The organism is Lysinibacillus sp. NPDC093688 (genome assembly GCF_050280145.1).
GTDB lineage: Bacteria > Bacillota > Bacilli > Bacillales_A > Planococcaceae > Lysinibacillus > Lysinibacillus xylanilyticus_B.
Genome location: NZ_JBNNUX010000002.1, coordinates 82,532 through 98,996, shown reverse-complemented (window position 1 = coordinate 98,996; position 16,465 = coordinate 82,532). Strand labels below are relative to the sequence as shown.

The window sequence follows — 16,465 nt, the reverse complement described above, 5'->3', positions numbered from 1 at the left end:
GGGATGGGAGAAATGTTCACGTTCAAACAAAGGGGTGTATGTTTGTTTTTGTGATTTATTTCACATGAATCAATTTATCATGGAATAGTAAATATAGCAACAAGTCCGATGATAGATTCACAAATTTGTCAAATAGAAAGCGATTACAAACAGTATTTTTTCAAGATACGCACTTTTAAACATTTAAAAATCAAAAAAAATCATTATTCTTTAAATTTTTATTATTTAATTAATCATAGAAAAAAGACTGCAGGGAAATTCCTACAGCCTTCCAAATTAATTATTCAACAATAATTTTTCTAACTCATTTAAACGTTCCTCAAATACTTTACATGCATCATCAATTGGTTTTGCAACGTTCATATCAACGCCTGCTGCCTTTAATACCTCAATTGGGAAATCCGAGCAACCTGCTTTTAAGAAGTTATTAATATAACGTTCTACAGCTGGTGTACCCTCTTCTAAAATCTGTTTACTTAATGCTGTTGCAGCTGATTTACCTGTAGCATATTGATACACATAGTAATTATAGTAGAAGTGTGGAATACGAGCCCATTCTAAGCCGATTTCCTCATCTACAACAATATCCTCGCCGAAGTATTGTTTATTTAAATTATAATAAACCTCTGTTAGACGCTCTGCTGTTAAAGATTCACCATTCTTATCCATTTGGTGGATTAGGTGTTCAAATTCAGCAAACATTGTTTGTCTGAAAACAGTACTTCTGAAGCCGTCTAGCCAATGATTTAATAAATAAATTTTTTGTTGAGGATCTTCAATTGTTTTCAGTAAATAATCATTTAACAGCTCTTCATTACATGTTGAAGCTACTTCAGCAACAAAAATAGAATAATCGCCATAAACAAACGGCTGATTTTTACGTGAATAATAACTGTGTACACTATGACCAAATTCATGAGCTAGTGTAAACAGATTATTAACATTGTCTTGCCAGTTCATTAAAATATATGGATTTGTTCCATATGCACCTGAGGAATACGCACCACTGCGTTTCCCTTTGTTTTCTAAGACATCCACCCAGCGATGATCAAGACCACCTTGAACAATACCTTGATATTCCTCACCTAATGGCGCTAAAGCTTTTACTAAAATATCCTTCGCTTCGTCGTAAGTGACTTTCATATCGACTTCCTTAACGAGTGGGGCAAATAAATCCCACATATGCAGTTCGTCTACACCTAAAAGCTTCTTACGTAATGAAATATAGCGCTGCATAGCTGGTAAATGTTTATGGATTGTTTCTACTAATTGATCATAAACACTTTCTGGAATGAAGTTGTTAGACATTGCTGCGTGGCGTGCAGAATCATAATTGCGAATACGTGCACTTACATTATGCTTTTTCACATTGCCCGTTAATGTAGCAGAAAACGTATTTTTAAAGTTACCGTAAGTTTCGTACATTGCTTTAAAAGCATTTTCACGAACGGTGCGATCTTTACTTTCTAAAAACTTAATATAGTTACCGTGAGTTAGCTGTACTTCTTCCCCTTCTTCATTCTTCACTTTAGGGAAGACAATATCAGCGTTGTTTAACATACTAAATGTATTTGAAGCCGTGCCTGTAACCTCAGACATTTGTGCAAGTAATGCTTCCTGCTCTGCTGGTAATACGTGCGGACGTGCCATCGTAATTTCTTTTAAAGATTGCTTATACAATTGTAAGTCTTTGTTTTCTGCTAAGTAACGTTCTATTGTTTCTTCACTCAATGATAAAATCTCAGGTGTTAAGAACGATAGGGCTGCTGAGATACTAGTCGCTAATGTTTGAATACGACTATTCATATCTTGGTAGAAGCTATTTGTCGTATCTTGGTCATTGCGCATATGAGCATACGTGTAAAGCTTCATTGTACGTTCATAAATTTCATCGTGATAAGTTAGAACTGCTACTAATGCATCTGCTCCATTTTTTACAGTACCTGCATAGCTAGGCGCCTTTTTTGCAAGTTCCGCAACTTCTTTATACTCTTCTTCCCATAGGGCATCAGTTGCAAATATATCCTCCAAGCGCCAAGTTAACTCTTCTGGAACTTCATTTCTTATTAAAACTTGATTACTAGCCATGTGCCAGCCCCCTTTATATGTGAGTTTTTCCTATACTCTCATATTTTCTCAGTATATTGCGGCAATTGCAAATAAATGTGCGTACACTTGCTCACAAATATCCGGAAAATCATTATCTTTTTCATAACTTTTCGCCAGCACCATTCCGTAATTTTTAATAGCTTGTACAGCTTGGGTTGTAACCTCTATATTTTGTTGGCTTAAAAACGATCGAATATGTCTCTCGTCTAGTTCATGAGGTTCTAATTGTACTCGGCGACAAAAATGAAGTAAAATCGTTTGCCACTCTATAGAAAACATCGGTATCGCCTCTTCACCTTTTAGCGGAACACCTACATAATCAGGCATCCCCGTTAAAGCAAAGCGTAACTCATAACTACTTCGTAAAAATGAATCTTGTACCCCATTTTTACTATGGAATAATCGTTGATATACGAATTGCTTACAATACTTTTTATAAAGCTGCCAATAAAGATGAAATTCCTCTTTCGTAATTGTCTTAGGCTCATAAAAAGGAAAATGTTGCTTGTGAATAGTTAATTCTTGTACTTTACCTATAAAAGTATGCCCATGAACATGAAGAAGATTCGTCCAATAAATAAATCTCGATGTGTTTGCATCATAGGTCACTAAATAAGACAAACCTAGTGCTGTAGCATTTATCACCTTTTGCATAATTGGAGAAATAGAAATCTTTTGTATACCTTGTGTAGTTTGTCTTTGAGGCGTTTGAAAAAGCCACAATGGCTGTATAGCATTTTTCTCATATCCAGATGTACGCAATAACCACTTTTCATGAGAAATCGTACTACATTGAAATTCAATGGCAATTTGCTTATGCCCTTTTATCAGAAGCATATCTGGTCGCTGTGAAAGCTTCCGTAAATAAGGCTCCAGCTTCACTGTATGCCCGAGTTTTCTTAGCCATTCAAATAATTGGACTTTACCTTGTAAATGAAGTTTTGATTCACCCTCTGCAAATAACTGTACACAGCTATTAGTAGCAATATGGGCGAAATGGGGAATATTATATTGACCTATCTTTAATTGGACAGGCTGCTGGCATTGGGGACAATAAAATTTCATCTGCTGCCTATATCGTTGTAAAGCTTCCCTTGAATATTCGTAAGGGAGAAAAATCTGCTGCCGCTCGTCATAGGCCATAAGCATAAAATCATCTCCTTTTTAACTAATTGTAAAGGAGTCCTTTTATAGCGACAAATAAAGAGCGGCTTTTTCTTGAAATTTAAAAATTGCTATTTTCTACTTCCAGTGTTGTAGTGAAGCACAACGGCACTTCCCCAATCTATAGATACATTTAAATAAAAAGACTGTAAACTAACTTGATAATCACCAAGTTTGTTTACAGTCTAAGCCACTGAATCAAGTACTCATTACTTTAAATAAAGTATTTTCGTACAGTTTCAAAGCAATCAAATTCCATAATTTTTTCGCCATATTCCTCTAAACGATGGATTGTGAAATTCGATGGACTTAAAAATTCTTTGATAACCGCATTTCTATCGTGATGATTTAGTTCTTCATCTGCGTTCACGAAGTCAACTACTAGGTAATACCAATCTTCATATTTAAATAATGAGGAATCCACTAATTCATCTGTTATGCGTTTTGCTACAGGGATTAACTCATCAATATCTTTAAATTTATAAACATAAATGTCTGTATCCATAAATAATTCTGACTCATCAATGTCACCAAATTGAGTTAGTTGACTAAGAAGATCCTCTCCAACGTCCTCGAATGGAGCAAACATATCTTTGTGTTCATCAAAATGCGAAGAACCATCTAAGGTTTCACCGTCTTTTAAAATATGTGCACGTGTGACAATGATCTCTAAGCCTACTTCCGAAGCATTGATATGAATCCAAATTGGACCTTCTACATCAAAATAATCCTCCGTGTTTACTTCATCAATCATATCCCAAAAAAGTTGTTCACCCTTTGCTCGATTGTACCAAATTTCTTCACGACTATAGCCGCGATCCTCTATATCATTGTACGTAATAAAGAGCTTGAGTGTATTTTCGTTTACACGTTCGATGTCCACTAGACCTCATCTCCCTTCACTGTCATTTGTCGAAAAACAGTTTTGTTTCATTAGTATGCTATTATTCATTGTTTTTAACCTCATACTTCATTTTGTTTTTCAACCTTTGACCACACTACAGTAAACCCATCGAGCAACCGAAATCAAAAAATTAATGTCCACAGTTGTCTCTAATTATATTGTATGCTGTTCTGTCATAAAATGAAAAGGATATACACCGTTTCACAGAAGATATTTGAATTATTGAAATTGTAGTAAACTATTAAGCTAAAATCAAGTTTAACATACATTACCGAATATATATGACTTTTCCCTATTATTTATTATACTTTATATAGAAGGTTTTGCATAAATAAAACACGAAAAATAGATGTTACAATATGCTTGTTGCATATGTAACATCTAATACTTATTCTATGCAGAATACGGCGAAGTTAGTTCACCATACGCTGTGCTTCTTGCAGTTGATAAGCACGAACCTTCCGAGGTAGGAAACGGCGAATTTCATCTTCGTTGTAGCCGACCTGTAAACGTTTTTCATCTAAAATAATGGGACGACGTAATAAACCTGGATACTCTTGAATTAATTCGTATAAACGTTGCAATGGCAAGCTTTCAACATCAACATTTAATTTCTGGAAAATTTTTGATCGAGTTGAAATAATTTCATCCGTACCATCTTCTGTCATACGTAAAATTTCTTTAATTTCACTTATACTTAATGGTTCGGAAAATATATTACGTTCTGTATATGGGATTTCATGCTCCTCTAACCATGCTTTAGCTTTTCGGCAAGACGTACAACTTGGTGATGTAAATAAAGTTACTATCATACTGACACATCCTTTCCTTTTAATCATTATCTATAAACTAGTGTGTTAAATTAGAATTAATGTAATGTAAATATACATACCATTATACAGCACTCTGAGATGTTTGAATATAGTTCCAATAAAAAAGAATGACCATTTCACACGAAATTTTCTTTCTCTTCACACAAACTTCAAAGTATTTACTTCTTGGGATGGTCTAATGAACTACTAATAATATGCCCATTCGCAGAGCATTTTAAACATCCACTGTTCGATTGTTTTTGTTCTCATTTAAAAATTTTAAACGAGAATATTGTTGATTCTGTGTGTACAATATAGACGTATATTTACTAATATCGGTTGCATTTCCAAATAGAAAGCAGCAAAAGTAGCATATAATTTTTTTCGGTGAAAGAACACCGCCAAAAGTCTGACTTTACACACTTGCTTTTCACCGAGCCTTTATAATATAATTTTTTGCAACAAATCAATTATGTCTTTGGTGGATTCACCTCGTCATCCATACAGATGGCAGACAGTTATTGAGCTAAAAAACGCTGACGAAGAGTAGTACATTTGCTTTTACACGTTTAGAGAGTCTGTGGTTGCTGCAAACAGATCGTGTAAGCATTTGGAATGGACTTCCGAGTTAGCTTTGTGAACGTCTTAGTTTCTTACTTAAGTCTATTAGCAAAGCTCGTCCCTTCACGTTACGAAGAAGAGTGGCCGTTATAGGCAAGCTGGGTGGTACCGCGGATTCAAACATCATTCGTCCCTTCATTAGAAAACTAATGAGGACGCATGATGTTTTTTATTTTGGTACTTATGTAAAAACGACGTCTAAGGGACGAAATTCAAGGAGGAAATGACAATGACAACTATTTTTTCAGGCGTACAGCCAACGGGTATTGTAACTTTAGGGAACTATTTAGGTGCATTTAAACAATTCCCTGCATTACAAGATGAAGGAGATGCTGTTTATTGTATCGTCGATCAGCATGCAATAACAGTGGCTCAAGATCCAAAAGAATTACGTCAAAATATTCGCAACCTAGCAGCTACGTATATTGCTACTGGCATCGACCCTAAAAAATCTACATTATTTATTCAATCAGAAGTGCCAGCTCATGCTCAGGCAGGCTGGATGTTACAATGTGTTGCATCGATTGGTGAGCTTGAACGTATGACACAATTTAAAGATAAATCGCACGGTAAGGAAAGCGTATCTGCCGCTCTTTTAACATATCCACCATTAATGGCAGCAGATATCCTTTTGTATAACACAAACATTGTTCCTGTCGGTGATGATCAGAAGCAGCACATTGAGCTTACTCGTGATCTAGCAGAACGTTTTAACAAACGTTATGGTGATGTTTTAACAATTCCTGAAATTCAATTACCTAAAGCAGGAGCTCGTATCAAATCACTACAAGAGCCTACAAAGAAAATGAGTAAATCTGATCCAAATACGAAAGCAACTATCAAGCTTTTAGATTCAGCGAAAGATATTGAGAAAAAAATTAAGTCCGCTGTTACTGACTCTGATGGTATTGTGGCATTTGATGTGGAAAATAAACCTGGTGTTTCTAATTTACTAACAATCGAATCTGCCATTTCAGGCGTATCTATTGACGATCTTGTAAAAAAATACGAAGGCGTTGGCTATGGTGGTTTCAAACAAGGTGTTGCAGCAACAGTTATTGATCACCTGACACCAATTCAAGAGAAATTCTATAACTTAGTTGAATCATCAGAATTAGACATCATTTTAGATGAAGGTGCTGAAAAGGCAAATGCTATTGCTAGCGCTACATTAAAACGCATGGAAGAAGCAATGGGTCTTGGTCGTGCACGTCGCTAAGACATGAAATGAAGAAATGCTGTACCTTTGTTGAAATTTATTGTAAAAGCTTGGCCAAAAAAAGAGGAATATAAGTGTTACATCTTCTCTTTGTTTATAGTTTTATCATAGCCAAGATCAAACACAACAGCACATAACACAATGGCTGATCCAATTGCCACATAAAACGCCGTTGTTTGTGCCATGAATTTAAAAACAACTATCCAGGTATATCCGAGTGTCCGATAATTCAAATACAAGATGAGATTCCCAACGGAGAGAATTAATAAACCGTAGCTCATTAAAAATAAAAAGAGTCGGAACAAGATAAGGGCATCCTTTCTATTTCTTCTTAATTATCATCTATTCTTAAAACTATAAAAAAAGACGTCAGCCACGTAAATTAGGCTGACGTTTTTTAATGTTGTTCATATTAAATAAAGTGAGGTTATTCTTCAAAACGAGGGGTTGATTTCCGTTCCGGCTAGGCGCTTTCCTAGGGGCGTCCGATGAGCCGCTTCGCTGCGCTGCAGGGTCTCGGGCCAACACGATGTTGGTCACGAAGGCGTTATCACAGGATGTGATGCTTTTAGCCTTCGTTCCTCTATTGCTGATCCCCAAGGAGTCGCCTAGCCTCCACTCCAATCAACCACTTTACATAGCGTATATCTTCTGCCATGTCACTCTAATTTTTAGTGGTAAAACAAAAAGTGGGGACGATGAAGCCCCCACTGATTAAAGTTTTACTTTATTAATTATTCCTCGATTCTTTTGAATAGTAGACTAGCGTTGTGTCCACCAAACCCTAGTGAGTTACTCATTGCATATTGAATATCTGCTTTTCGAGCTTCATTCGGTACATAATCTAAATCGCAATCTGGATCTGGATCTGTTAAATTCATTGTCGGTGGTAAAATGCCTTCTTTAAGTGCTAGCGCTGTGAAAATAGCTTCAACACCACCAGCTGCACCTAATAAGTGACCTGTCATTGATTTTGTAGAACTCATTGCAAGCTTATAGGCATGTTCACCAAAGACTGTTTTTACTGCCTGTGTTTCAAATAAATCGTTATATGGAGTACTTGTTCCATGTGCGTTAATATAGTCAACTTGTGAAGCTTCTACATCGCCATCAGTTAAAGCTTGCATCATTGCACGAGAAGCACCTTCTCCTTCTGGAGCTGGAGCTGTAATATGATGTGCATCTCCTGTTGCACCATAGCCAAGAACTTCTGCGTAAATTTTTGCACCGCGTGCTTTTGCGTGCTCATACTCTTCCAAAATAACAATACCCGCACCTTCACCGATAATGAAACCATCGCGATTTTTATCGAATGGACGGCAAGCTGTTTCTGGATCTGTATTTAAAGATAAAGCAGTATTTGCGCAGAAACCTGCTACTGCCATCGTAACGATTGGTGACTCAGCACCACCAGAAATCATCACATCTGCATCGCCACGTTCAATTACTTTGAAAGCATCCCCAATAGAGTTTGTACCTGAAGCACAAGCAGTTACTGAACAAGAGTTAATGCCTTTAGCACCAAAGTGAATCGATACTTGGCCTGAAGCCATATCCGGAATCATCATTGGAATAAAGAATGGACTTACTCTTCTTGCTCCACGCTCTTGGAAAGTTAAAAATTGTTGTTCATATGTTTCCATCCCACCGATTCCAGAGCCAATCCAAACACCTGCACGTGGTGCTAGCTCTTCATCGATTGTTAATTGTGCATCTTCCATCGCCATGATGGATGCTGCTAAAGCATACTGTGTAAAGCGATCCATTTTACGAGCTTCTTTACGTTCGATATACTTTTCTATATTAAAATCTTTCACTTCAGCAGCAATTTTTGCTGCGAAAAGATCTTTATTTAAACGCGTTAATTCGCCAACGCCAGATTTTCCAGCTTTAATGTTAGTCCATGTTTCTTCGATGCTATTTCCTAGTGGTGTAACTGCGCCAATTCCTGTAATTACTACTCGTCTTTTACTCATTGTATTACTCCCCTCAAGCATTTTTCGTTTTTATTTTCCCCATCTTATTGTAACGGCGCCCCATGTTAAGCCACCGCCAAATCCAACAAGTACTACTATATCATCATCTTTTATCTTACCTGCTTCAAGCTCATCTACCAAGGAAATACCAATAGATGCTGCCGACGTATTCCCATATTTGTGAATCGTTTTTGACATTTTTTCTGGTGGTAGCTCTAGACGTTCACGAGCTGATTCCATAATTCGAATATTCGCCTGATGTGGCACTAAAAAATCTACGTCTTCTTTTGTTAAACCTGCTTTTCCTAAAACGTTTATTGCAGATTCACCCATTTGACGAACGGCAAATTTAAATACTTCACGGCCATTCATAGCGATTGTGTCTTGCTGTGTTAAATACAAATTCTTACCACCTGTGCCGTCAGCTCCAAGCTCAAATGATAAAATACCTCTACCTTCTGATACTGGACCAACAATCGCTGCACTTGCACCGTCACCGAATAACACAGCAGTATTGCGATCTTCCCAATCAAGTAATTTCGACAGCTTTTCAACACCTACTACTAAGACATATTTATAAGCATTTGTTTCTACAAATTGCTTTGCTGTCACTAAACTATATATAAACCCTGCACAAGCAGCCGCTTGATCCATCGCAGCTGCATTAACTGCTCCGATTTGCTCCTGAACCATACATGCTACGCTTGGAAAATTTTGATCTTGTGATACTGTTGCTACAAGGATTAAGCCTATTTCCTCAGGTGTAATACCCGCTTTTGCAATAGCCTCTTTTGCAGCAGCTACTGCTAAATCTGACGTTTCCTGATTATCTGCGGCAAAGTGACGTTCTTCTATCCCTGTGCGAGTTCGAATCCATTCATCCGAAGTATCCATCATTTTTTCTAAATCAAAATTCGTAACGACCTTCTCCGGAACGTATTTGCCAATTCCTATAATACCAGCGTTCATTTAGCAACCCCTCTGCTTTCTTACTATCAATTATTAGTAACTGGTCATAATTATAACTCATAATGAAGAACAGGTGCAAGATGAATTAAAATTAATGCGTTTTTTCCTATCGATTCCATCACGAATTAATCTTGCTATTTGTATTGCTTGAATCGGGCGACTGATAGCGATTCTATAGAATTTGGCGAGGCTTTGAAACCATTCCTAGAAGGCATTTGTGACGTATTCGAATGTCAGTGATCGTATTGAAATTTCCTTAAATAAAAAAAGTAACGTTATCGTTGTGACAAATTCGCCATGTTTCACAGAAAAGGTTCTTTTTTTTTCGATTTATGTTATGATATGATAATGAATATGTAGTAAAACTTTATGATATAAAAAAGTTCGGTTGAGGTGAAATTAATGCAATATATCGTAACATTCATATGGTCATTCCTACTAGTTACAATGTTAAACTACGTAGTAAGCTCTGTACTTGGTACAGCGTTTGATTTCCAAACTGCTATTGTCACATCGGTTGTATTTGCAATTCTTGTTTTCATTATCGGTGCAGTTATTCCAAACGAGTCAACTCCAGAAGCTGCAGACAATCATTAATTCAACTAAAAAACCTGTTTCGCTCAATGCGGAACAGGTTTTTTTTGTTATTTTTCAACGACACATTGGCCATCATGTATTCTAATGCGTAATGTTTCTCCTGGTAATACTTCACCTCGAAGCAATTCTTTTGCAACCGCAGTTTCAATATAACGTTGCACGAAGCGTTTTAATGGTCTTGCGCCGAACTGAGCATCTGCTCCTTGTTCTACAACCCAATCAACTACATTTTGTTCTACTTGTAAAGTAATGTCTTGCTCTGCAACTCGTTTGACAAGCTGTTCGATATATTTCCATGCAATGGCTGTAAAATGCTCATCTGATAGTGCATGGAACATAATAATATCATCCATACGATTTAATAACTCTGGTTTAAAATGTTGACGTAGTGCAGCCATCACTAAATCTTCAACAGCAGCATCGTCTTCTTTTGCTTCCATTAAATAGCTTGAGCCAATATTAGAAGTTAAAATGACCACTGCGTTCGTAAAGTTGACCATACGTCCTTGGCTATCAGTAATGCGCCCATCATCTAAAATTTGTAGTAAAATATTCGCGACATCAGGATGGGCCTTTTCAATTTCATCTAATAATACAACTGAATATGGATTTCGGCGAACAGCTTCCGTTAATTGCCCACCTTCCTCATAGCCAATATAGCCTGGAGGTGCCCCTACAAGACGTGATACGCTATGTTTCTCCATATATTCACTCATATCAATGCGAATAAAATGATCCTCAGAATCAAACAACTGTGCAGCTAGTGCCTTCGCAAGCTCTGTTTTACCAACACCTGTTGGACCAAGGAATAAAAAGCTACCAATTGGTCGATGCGGATCTTTGATACCTGCTCGAGCACGCCATACCGCTTCTGTCACAAGCTGTACAGCATTATCTTGTCCAATTACACGCTCATGCAAGGTATCTTTTAAGCGCAATAATTTTTCACGCTCACCTTCTACTAATTTCGTCACTGGTATTCCTGTCCAGCGCGAAACGATTGATGCGATTTCATCTGCTGTTACCTCTTCACGTAAAATACGTGATTCCGTACCATTCTCTAATTGTTTTTCCATCTCTTGAATTTCCTTTTCAAGTGTAGGAATTTTCCCATGACGTAGTTCAGCTGCTTTATTTAAATCATATTTACTTTCTGCTTCATCTAAGTCACGGCGGTATTTATCAAGTTTTTCACGCTTTTTCTGAATGCCATGTAACGCTTCTTTTTCGGTTTCCCATTGTTTACGCATGCCCTCAGAGGATTCTTTAAGCTTTGTTAATTCATCGCTGAGTTGCTCTAGACGCTTTTTACTTGCCTCGTCTTTTTCTTTACGCAATGCTTGCTCCTCAATTTCGAGCTGCATAATACGGCGCGTTACCGCATCCAATTCCTGTGGCATGGAATCAATTTCTGTTCGAATCATCGCACATGCTTCATCGATTAAGTCGATTGCCTTATCTGGCAGGAAACGCTCTGTAATATAGCGATTGGAAAGCTCCGCTGCCGCTACAATCGCACGGTCATGAATACGTACTGCATGATGTAACTCAAAACGCTCTTTCAAGCCTCGTAAAATGGAAACTGTATCTTCAATAGATGGCTCTCGTACAAGCACCTGCTGGAAACGACGCTCTAAAGCAGGATCTTTTTCAATATACATACGGTATTCATCTAATGTTGTAGCCCCGATACAATGTAGCTCGCCTCGTGCAAGCATTGGTTTTAGCATATTCCCAGCGTCCATTGCACCATCCGTTTTACCTGCGCCAACAATTGTATGAATTTCATCGATAAATAAAATAATGCGCCCTTCTGATTCTTTTACTTCTTTTAATACTCCTTTTAAGCGCTCTTCAAACTGACCACGATAACTAGCACCTGCTATTAAGGCACTCATATCCAACTCATACAGTATGCAGTCCTTTAACCCTTCAGGAACATCGCCCTTTACTATACGTTGGGCTAATCCTTCTACAATTGCTGTTTTACCAACCCCTGGCTCACCTATTAAGACAGGGTTATTTTTCGTTTTGCGTGTTAAAATGCGAATGACATTACGAATTTCTTCATCACGGCCGATAACCGGGTCCATTTTACCGTTTCTTACTTCATCTATTAAATTACGTCCAAATTGTTCTAATGGTTTTTTGTCATTTGTTTGTTGAAATTGCATATTTAGCACTCCTTTTCAATAATGTTAAGCGGAATCCCGTTTGCCATTCTATTTCATTAAAAATGTTTGACCTTTTTTGACTAACTTTATTTTACAACATGCGACAAACCTTAGCAAAGAATTAGCCCTAAAATTTCTTCACTTATATCTGGAAAATTACGTTATAATAAAACTATGTTGTTTCTTATAATTAGTAAAATGTTCACTTAATTTTGTAATAATTAAACAATTTTTACAAAAAGAAAGAGATGTGTTGAAGATATGGCTATTATGGATAATATACAAGAGAAATTTCACGATCTTTTTCAAAAGCACGGTGTTTTTATTAAAGTGAATAAGGATAGTAAAATCTTTTTAGAGGGCGAACGGGCGAACGAAATTTATTATATAAAAACAGGAGCTATCTCAATTAGTCAGGAAACCGAGAATGCGAAGGAATTAACCATTCGTATTTGTGGTCCTGATAGTATCATTGGAGAAAGCTCATTATTTTGTAACCTTACGTATAATTCGATGACTGCTAAAGTATTAGAGCCCTCCAGTTTATATGTTCTAAGCCGTGAATCATTGGAACTTTTACTAGTGGAACAACCTACTTTAATGGTGGAATATATGAAGTGGTTGCAAATAGAAAATTTAAAGCATCAAAGTCGTTTGCGCGATTTGATTTTAAATGGGAAAAAGGGCGCTTTATTTTCAACGCTTATCCGTCTTTCGAATACTTATGGGAAGCCTTTAGAAAATGGCACTATTTATATTGACTTCCCGTTAACAAATACAGAAATCGCTAATTTATGTGCGACGAGTCGAGAGATGATTAATCGCATGCTGAATGACTTAAAGAAGCACAATATTATATCTTTCGAAAAAGGTTATATAACCATTCACGATCTACAATTTTTAAAGGATGAAATCGCCTGTGAGAATTGTCCGTTACAAATATGTCGTATTGATTAATAGGCTACATGTTAAATCCCCGCTTATGAGTTATTAGCGGGGATTTTGCATGTTGCTATTATGTAAAAAATAAAGTATGGCTCTTCTGCTAAGCGAGGGGTTGATTTCTGTTCCGGCTGGGCGCTTTCCTGGGGGCGTCCGATGAGCCGCTTCACTCGCTTTGCTCGCTCCAGGGTCTCATCTGTGACGCTGATCCCCGAGGAGTCGCCCAGCCTCCACTCCAATCAACCACTTCTCATAGCGTGTATCTTATGGCATGTTACTATAATTCTAGTGATAGAACAAAAAATTCTAGCAACAATGTTTTGTCAGTGGGAAAGCGTAGTGCTACTGTAGCAGCAGCAACAAATGTTTTATGTTTGAAAGCGAAGCCGCAGCAAAACCAGATGTACAATAGCGTCATTATTATAAGTTTCTTCTGTTTTATTATGGTGAGTAGCTCGGAAAGGAAATCTCCCTCATTTAAAGCGTGCAACAGTCACGAAGATTTCTTTAACTGTTTTGTATTTCAAAACAGCAAAAATCCCCACTTAGTTATAAGCGGGGATTTTTTATTGTGCTTTAAGTGGACTTAGCGTACACCTAGTGCCATTTTTGCATAGCGTGACATTCTATCTTTTGACCAAGGTGGATTCCATACAATATTGACATTTGTACTTTTTACCTCTGGAAGCTCACCTAATGCTGTATTCACTTGATCAACAATAACAGGTCCCATTGGGCAGCCCATAGACGTTAACGTCATTGTAACGGTTGCTGCACCCTCTTCATCTAACTCTACATCATATACTAAACCTAAGTTGACGATATCAATACCAAGCTCAGGGTCAATTACATTTTCTAATGCACCGAACATGCTGTCTTTCATATCTTGATCCATCTGTATTTCTCCTTCCATCACAGTGTTAACTTAATCATAGCAGATGCATCTTATTATGCCAAATGCTGTGCAAGCCATTCAGTTGCTGCTAACATACCATCACGTGACACAGCATGACCCGCTTTCTTATTAGCTAAAAATTTCAAGTTTTCTGGATTCGTTTCATAATATTTACGTAAAGTTAAATAAAAATTATACGTTTCATTGAAAGGTACAGTTTTATCTAACTCCCCATGCCAAAATAGGACAGGTCGTCCTGCAAATTTTTCTGGTGTTAGGCTAACATCATATTTAGCTAGAAGTTCATTCGTTTGTTGTACTTCTTCTTCGGACATTGGCAAATTCACACCGTTTTTAGCGAATTGCTGTAATTGATACTCCGCTAATTTAGTAAAACTTGGTGCACCCATACATACTGCTGCTGTTTTGATCCAATCATAACGCTTTAAACAGCCTGATGTTACAATTCCACCCATTGATGTACCAGCAACACCAATTTTATCATTCGCTAATAAATTTTTATTCTTTAATTCATTATATAATTGTTCAACTTCATGAATAGAATTTAAAACAATATCCCAAAAGTGTAAGCTCAATTGCATCTCAGTCAGGCCTTCACTACGGTCGCCATGTAATTTTGCATCTGGTAATAGGACACGCACCCCTCTGCCTACTAATTGATATGCATAATGTAAGTTATGTTCTTTTGCACTCATGAAACCATGTAAAAAAATTACTACCGGGGTTTCTTCATTCATATTTTCCGTATGTATATGTAATAAAGGAATGTTTCCCCACAATTCTTTCTCAACAATCATCTTTGTCACTCCCAACTTTTGTCTAATCTTTATGTTAGCAAACTTTTTTCACTGTGACAAAATTTTGACGAATGGTTTACAAAACGATACTATTCAAATTATAAGAAAGGGGCAATGAGCTATGAAACCGCATTTAATCGTTTTGGACTTAGATGGTACGTTGTTAACGGACCAACAACAAATTTCAGCAAAAACTAAAAAAACATTATTGCAGGCAAAGGAACAAGGCCATCAAGTTATGATTGCTACCGGTCGTCCTTATCGTGCGAGTGATATTTACTATCACGAGCTTGGCCTTACAACGCCCATCGTGAATTTTAATGGTGCTTACGTCCACCATCCAAAAAACGCCACTTGGCAGACTAAGCATACTCCTATTGATTTAAGCGTAGTGCATGATGTTGTCGATTCGATCAATAGCTATGAATATGAAAATATTATTGCTGAGGTTAAGGACGATATTTATGTGCATACAGAGGATTCAAGGATATTAAATATATTTAATATGGGTAATCCTAAAATTACTCTTGGGGATCTCTATACCCATTTACTTGATAACCCTACTAGTTTACTGATTCAAGCGAATGAAGTGAATTCAATGATTATTCGTGATCATTTACATGCTGTTCATGCAGAGGTCATTGAACATCGTCGTTGGGGTGCGCCACTTCATATTATTGAAATTGTTCGCAGTGGCTTAAATAAAGCTGTAGGAATCGCTCATGTAGCAAAGGATTTAGGTATCCCACGCGAGCGTATTATTGCATTCGGTGATGAAGACAATGATTTAGAAATGATTGATTATGCCGGTATTGGTGTAGCAATGGGCAATGGCATCCCTGCTTTAAAAAATATTGCCAATGAAATTACGACAACCAATAATGACGATGGTATTGCTAAATTACTCATCGAACGCTTGAAATTATCCTAGTTAAGTAGTAATGGCTCATCACCAAAAGTTGTGGATGATATTTGTTAAAACCTATGCCATTTATGAAAGTTGATTGGAGTGGAGGCTGGGCTACTCCTCGGGGATCAGCGATAGAGGAACGAAGGCTAAAACCATCACATCCTGTGATAACGCCTTCGTGACCAACATCGGTGCTGTTGCTGACGCTTCGCTTTCGCACAGACAAACCCCTTTGCTGCCGCTACGTTAGCACTACGCTTTCGCGCAGAAAACATCTGTTGGCCTGAGATCTTGCAGCGAAGCGGGAGGGGAACGAAGGCTAAAAGCATCATGTCCTGTGATAACGCCTTCGTGA

The 16,465-nt window shown here is 37.3% G+C and carries 14 protein-coding genes and 1 other annotated feature; of the genes, 4 read left to right on the top strand and 10 right to left on the bottom strand.

The annotated features are described in order from the left end of the window. Nucleotides 1-276 precede the first annotated feature (276 nt). The 4 genes from pepF to spxA form a co-directional block, all read right to left on the bottom strand. Nucleotides 277-2,088, bottom strand: a complete 1,812-nt coding sequence (gene pepF / locus ACQKN2_RS02695; protein WP_427413580.1) for an oligoendopeptidase F — start codon at nt 2,086-2,088, stop codon at nt 277-279. 48 nt (nt 2,089-2,136) lie between these two features. After that, nucleotides 2,137-3,258: a competence protein CoiA gene (locus tag ACQKN2_RS02690; RefSeq protein WP_427413579.1), complete on the bottom strand. Its 1,122-nt coding sequence runs from the start codon at nt 3,256-3,258 to the stop codon at nt 2,137-2,139. Between the two features lie 229 nt (nt 3,259-3,487). Continuing rightward, nucleotides 3,488-4,156 (bottom strand): adaptor protein MecA, encoded by a 669-nt coding sequence (mecA, locus tag ACQKN2_RS02685; protein ID WP_427413578.1) that lies wholly within the window; start codon nt 4,154-4,156, stop codon nt 3,488-3,490. 434 nt (nt 4,157-4,590) lie between these two features. Continuing rightward, nucleotides 4,591-4,986 carry a transcriptional regulator SpxA gene (gene spxA / locus ACQKN2_RS02680; RefSeq protein WP_024362527.1) on the bottom strand — a complete coding sequence of 132 codons (396 nt, stop codon included), beginning with the start codon at nt 4,984-4,986 and terminating at the stop codon, nt 4,591-4,593. A gap of 530 nt (nt 4,987-5,516) precedes the next feature. Then, nucleotides 5,517-5,748: a binding site (T-box leader), on the top strand. A gap of 91 nt (nt 5,749-5,839) precedes the next feature. On the opposite strand from spxA, the gene trpS reads away from it, so the two are divergent. Continuing rightward, nucleotides 5,840-6,829, top strand: coding sequence for a tryptophan--tRNA ligase (trpS, locus tag ACQKN2_RS02675; protein WP_427413577.1), 990 nt, complete (start codon nt 5,840-5,842; stop codon nt 6,827-6,829). Nucleotides 6,830-6,906: 77 nt separating this feature from the next. Here the strand turns inward: trpS and ACQKN2_RS02670 are convergent, their stop codons facing one another. From ACQKN2_RS02670 to ACQKN2_RS02660, 3 genes are all read right to left on the bottom strand, one after another. Beyond that, entirely contained in the window at nt 6,907-7,134 is a 228-nt protein-coding gene (locus ACQKN2_RS02670) for a hypothetical protein (RefSeq protein ID WP_427413576.1), read from the bottom strand. A gap of 429 nt (nt 7,135-7,563) precedes the next feature. Next, nucleotides 7,564-8,805 carry a beta-ketoacyl-ACP synthase II gene (gene fabF / locus ACQKN2_RS02665; RefSeq protein ID WP_427413575.1) on the bottom strand — a complete coding sequence of 414 codons (1,242 nt, stop codon included), beginning with the start codon at nt 8,803-8,805 and terminating at the stop codon, nt 7,564-7,566. Nucleotides 8,806-8,835: 30 nt separating this feature from the next. Beyond that, complete coding sequence (locus ACQKN2_RS02660; RefSeq protein WP_427413574.1) at nt 8,836-9,774, bottom strand: beta-ketoacyl-ACP synthase III; 939 nt, start codon at nt 9,772-9,774, stop codon at nt 8,836-8,838. A gap of 402 nt (nt 9,775-10,176) precedes the next feature. Between ACQKN2_RS02660 and ACQKN2_RS02655 the strand changes: the two genes are divergently transcribed. After that, nucleotides 10,177-10,371 carry a YjzD family protein gene (locus ACQKN2_RS02655; RefSeq protein ID WP_427413573.1) on the top strand — a complete coding sequence of 65 codons (195 nt, stop codon included), beginning with the start codon at nt 10,177-10,179 and terminating at the stop codon, nt 10,369-10,371. A gap of 47 nt (nt 10,372-10,418) precedes the next feature. Here the strand turns inward: ACQKN2_RS02655 and ACQKN2_RS02650 are convergent, their stop codons facing one another. Continuing rightward, complete coding sequence (locus ACQKN2_RS02650; protein WP_427413572.1) at nt 10,419-12,545, bottom strand: ATP-dependent Clp protease ATP-binding subunit; 2,127 nt, start codon at nt 12,543-12,545, stop codon at nt 10,419-10,421. Nucleotides 12,546-12,815: 270 nt separating this feature from the next. Here ACQKN2_RS02650 and ACQKN2_RS02645 point away from each other — a divergent pair, with 270 nt between their 5' ends. Further along, nucleotides 12,816-13,502 carry a Crp/Fnr family transcriptional regulator gene (locus ACQKN2_RS02645; RefSeq protein ID WP_427413571.1) on the top strand — a complete coding sequence of 229 codons (687 nt, stop codon included), beginning with the start codon at nt 12,816-12,818 and terminating at the stop codon, nt 13,500-13,502. A gap of 571 nt (nt 13,503-14,073) precedes the next feature. Here ACQKN2_RS02645 and ACQKN2_RS02640 read toward each other — a convergent pair. Then, entirely contained in the window at nt 14,074-14,382 is a 309-nt protein-coding gene (locus ACQKN2_RS02640; RefSeq protein WP_197139853.1) for a metal-sulfur cluster assembly factor, read from the bottom strand. Between the two features lie 53 nt (nt 14,383-14,435). Further along, on the bottom strand, nt 14,436-15,200 hold the full coding sequence (locus ACQKN2_RS02635; protein WP_427413570.1) for a prolyl oligopeptidase family serine peptidase: 765 nt from the start codon (nt 15,198-15,200) through the stop codon (nt 14,436-14,438). Between the two features lie 121 nt (nt 15,201-15,321). On the opposite strand from ACQKN2_RS02635, the gene ACQKN2_RS02630 reads away from it, so the two are divergent. Next, nucleotides 15,322-16,131, top strand: a complete 810-nt coding sequence (locus ACQKN2_RS02630; RefSeq protein ID WP_427413569.1) for a Cof-type HAD-IIB family hydrolase — start codon at nt 15,322-15,324, stop codon at nt 16,129-16,131. The last annotated feature ends 334 nt before the right edge of the window (nt 16,132-16,465 follow it).